We start from the raw sequence: 3784 nt of genomic DNA, 5'->3' as shown, positions 1-3784 counted from the left end.
GCTCTTTCCACGTCTCAAGGAGCGCGAAGACCAACTCGGCTGGTCGCTCTCGGGTGGCGAACAGCAGATGCTGGCGGTCTCCCGCGCGCTCGTCGCGAGGCCGAAGCTCATCCTCCTCGACGAGCCCTCTCTCGGCCTTGCCCCTTTGATCTTCGAGGCCATGTTCTCGGCGATCCTCGAGATCCGACGTCGCGACAAGGTGACGTTCCTCATCGTCGAGCAGAATGCCGAGCAGGCGCTGCGCGTCGCCGACTATGTCTACGTGATGGAGTTGGGACAGATCGTGGCCCAAGGAACGCCGGCCGAGATTTCCAGTGATCCGGCGATCGAAAAAGCCTATTTGGGAGCATGAGCGTTTACAGACCGATAGTGAAAATGACCCGGCTCGACGGCAAGAAGCGATGAGAAGCGAGGTACCAAACCGGCATTTCGAGCCGATCCACGTCCTGCTGCCGAGCGAGGAAGTGGCGCGCCGCCTCGCGGATGCCGTAAGGACAGGCTTCTTCCGGATCGGGTCGCGGCTACCCTCGGAGCGAAGCCTCGCCGAGCAGATGCAGGTGAGTCGGCCGACCGTCCGCGAAGCGGTCAAACTTCTCGTCGAGGCGAACATCCTGACGGTGAAGCCCGGAGCGGGCGGCGGCACGTTCGTCACCAGCGAAATCGTGCCGTTCGATTTCATCGTGGCGCGGCCGGAGATGCGGCCCGGCGAATTCGATGAGGCGTTGGAAGTACGTCGGCTGATCTTGCCGTGGGTGGCGCAGATCGCGTCCCAATATGCCGAAGATGGCGATTACGACCAGATGCGCGACGCGATCGCTTTCGGCCACGAATCGCTTCCCAAGCCATCGGCGACGACGATCGAGCCTGATCACGTTCATTCGGTCATCATCGCCAYGATGCGGTTCGATCTTGCGCTCGCCCGCGCAACCCGCAACAGGCTCGTCGTCCGGCTGATGGACATCCTGCTTCATTGGGTCGAGCCCATGCGCTTCAAGACCCTGCGCTCGCGCGCCGATCTCGCCCTGTCGCTCGAACTCGTCGAGAAAATGATGGCCGCCATCGAGGCCGGAGATCCCGACAAGATCGCCGACATCACCGAACAGCGGCTCATCATTCTCGAGCGCGCACTCGAAGAGCAGAGCGGTCGCCGGCTGCGGCGCAGCCGTTCGGCGGCCGGCGTCTGACCGTGTTCATTCCGTACTGATGACGACGGATGGGGCCGACCGCTTCGCCGGCCCGTGAAAAACCGCCTCGATGTTGTTGCCGTCAGGATCGAATGCGAAGGCGCCGTAATAGCCTGGATGATAGTTGCGTTCGCCTGGTGCGCCATTGTCCCGCCCGCCATGGGCCAGGGCGACGGCGTGGAAGGCTTTCACGGTTTCGACGTCGTAGGCCTGAAAGGCGAGATGAACGCGTGACACCGCGCCGTCGGCCTGATCGACCCAGAGCTCGTCGCACGCGAAATGCTTCGGGCTTACCGATGTGAACTCGCGCCCAACCGCTTTCAACACAGCACGGTAGAACGCTCGGCTGGCCTCCAAATCGGAGGCGCGTAGATGGACGTGGTCGATGAGGCGGCCTTGATGGAACTGCATGCGAACCCCGCGATCTCGAAGATTTCCATGGTCACTCCGGCGCGAACAAAGCGCTTCCCGAACGATGAATGGCGAAATAACGCGGATGGCCGGGCCTGCAAGCCCGGCCATGAAGTGGCGTGCGAGCGACGGCTTACTCGGCCTTGATGTTCGCTGCGCTGATGATCTCGGCGCCGGTCTGAATTTCTTGCGCCAGATAGGGCTTGAAAGCCTCGGGATCGCGCACGTTCAGAGTGAAGCCGAGCTTGACGATCCGATCCTTCACCGCGGGCTTGTTCAGGATCCCGACGATGGTGCCGGAGAGCTTGTCGAGGATTGGCTTCGGCGTATTCACCGGAGCAAAGAAAGCCGCCCACGATTCAGCGTCCGCGTTCGTGATGCCCTGCTCGCGCAACGTCGGAACATCGGGGAGCTGGGCGTTGCGTTGCGGACTGGCGATCCCGATGGCGCGGAATTCGCCGGCCTGGATCTGTCCGAGCACGCTCGGCAGGGTCGAATTCGAGACATCGATGCGGCCGGCCATCAATTCGGTCACGAGGGGCGCCGCGCCGCGGAAGGGCACGTGGGTCATCTTGATGCCGGTCCGGGTCATGAACAGCTCGGTCGCCAGGTGCGAGCCTGAGCCGATGCCGGTCGAGCCGTAATTGAGCTTGCCGGGGTCCTTCTTGGCGAGAGCGACCAGTTCCGGGATGGTCTTTGCCGGCAGGGAGTTCGGAACCACGAACACGTGCTCGAACGCGCCCGCCCCGGCGAGCGGCGCGAAATCCTTGATCGCGTCGTAACCCGGCTCCTTCAGCAGGAACATGTTGTTGCCGTGCGTCTGGTTGTTGCCGAACATGATCGTGTAGCCGTCAGGCTCCGCCTTGGCGACCGCGCGGGTTCCGACCGCCCCCGATGCGCCGGCGAGGTTCTCGACGATGACGTTCTGCCCCAGTTCCTTGCCCATCTCCTCGGCGACGATACGCGCGATCACGTCCGTCGGTCCGCCCGCCGGATACGGCACGACCATCTTGATGATGCGGCTCGGGAAATTCTGCGCCAGGGCGCCTGTGGAAAGCAGGGCGGCGGCGGCAAAAAGGCCGAGCGCGATGCGGCGGGTGAGGCGAGAGTTCGTCGGCAAGGGGCGTCTCCTGAAAAACCGCGTGACCGCGGGTCGTTTTGCTTGCTTGAGCGGCGCTGGCGGACTAGACCACGAAGGGTTTGGACCGATGTGGCCCAAATTCACCGAAAGTGATCGTTTCCATAAATTTCGAGCATGATTTCCGCTGAGAACCATTTCGCATTTTTCAGCATCATGTTCTAGGGTCCGGTCGCCACTGACCGGCCCCTTGTAACGCCCCGACTGGAGGATTCCCATGGGCTTTTTGTCTGACGCCCTTTCGCGCATCAAGCCATCTGCGACAATCGTCATCACGCAGAAAGCGCGAGACCTGAAAGCCCAGGGGCGGGACGTGATCAGCCTTTCCGTCGGAGAGCCCGATTTCGATACGCCGGACAATGTGAAAGAGGCCGCCATGGCCGCGATCCGTCGCGGCGAGACGAAGTACACGCCGGTTGCCGGGATCGTGCCGCTGCGCGAGGCCATCGCCGCGAAGTTCAAGCGTGAGAACGGCCTCGACTACAAGCCTTCGCAGACCATCGTCTGCACGGGTGGCAAGCAGGTCATCTACAACGCGTTGCTCGCCACCATCAATCCGGGCGACGAAGTCATCGTTCCGGCGCCCTACTGGGTCTCCTATCCGGAGATGGTCGGCCTCTGCGGCGGCAAGGCCGTGATCGTCGATTGCACGATGGAGAACAATTTCAAGCTCCAGTCGGAGCCCCTCGAGCGCGCGATCACGCCGAAGACCAAATGGGTCATTCTCAATTCGCCGTCGAACCCGACCGGCGCCGCCTATTCGCGCGCTGAAATGAAGGCGATCACCGACGTCCTCATGCGCCATCCGCATGTGTGGGTGCTTACCGACGACATGTACGAGCACCTCACATACGGGGATTTCGAATTCGTCACTCCGGCGCAAGTTGAGCCCGGCCTCTACGATCGCACGCTGACCATGAACGGCGTTTCGAAATCCTACGCCATGACCGGCTGGCGCATCGGCTACGCGGCCGGTCCCGAGCACCTCATCAAGGCGATGGATTTCGTCCAGGGTCAGCAGACATCTGGCGCCTGCTCCATCGCTCAATGG

At 62.4% G+C, this 3784-nt stretch carries 5 protein-coding genes; 3 read left to right on the top strand and 2 right to left on the bottom strand.

Going from position 1 to position 3784, the window contains the following annotated elements:
* Both AC1DT3_RS14430 and AC1DT3_RS14425 read left to right on the top strand, forming a co-directional pair.
* The coding region (locus AC1DT3_RS14430; RefSeq protein ID WP_477465939.1) for an ATP-binding cassette domain-containing protein at positions 1-352 on the top strand (352 nt) is incomplete at its 5' end.
* Between the two features lie 49 nt (positions 353-401).
* A complete protein-coding gene (locus tag AC1DT3_RS14425; protein ID WP_477465938.1) occupies positions 402-1184 on the top strand; it encodes a FadR/GntR family transcriptional regulator in 783 nt (260 codons plus the stop codon).
* Between the two features lie 6 nt (positions 1185-1190).
* Here AC1DT3_RS14425 and AC1DT3_RS14420 read toward each other — a convergent pair whose 3' ends face one another.
* Together AC1DT3_RS14420 and AC1DT3_RS14415 are read right to left on the bottom strand one after the other, a co-directional pair.
* Positions 1191-1595 (bottom strand): VOC family protein, encoded by a 405-nt coding sequence (locus AC1DT3_RS14420; protein ID WP_477465937.1) that lies wholly within the window; start codon positions 1593-1595, stop codon positions 1191-1193.
* 133 nt (positions 1596-1728) lie between these two features.
* Positions 1729-2715, bottom strand: a complete 987-nt coding sequence (locus AC1DT3_RS14415) for a Bug family tripartite tricarboxylate transporter substrate binding protein (protein WP_477465936.1) — start codon at positions 2713-2715, stop codon at positions 1729-1731.
* A 235-nt stretch (positions 2716-2950) separates the two neighbouring features.
* On the opposite strand from AC1DT3_RS14415, the gene AC1DT3_RS14410 reads away from it, so the two are divergent.
* A partial coding sequence (locus AC1DT3_RS14410) for a pyridoxal phosphate-dependent aminotransferase (RefSeq protein WP_477465935.1) occupies positions 2951-3784 on the top strand: 834 nt, incomplete at its 3' end.

The sequence above is a fragment of the Microvirga sp. P4_G7 genome (genome assembly GCF_056401005.1).
Note: the sequence above shows the minus strand (reverse complement) of the source record. Positions and strands in the feature narration are given on the sequence as shown.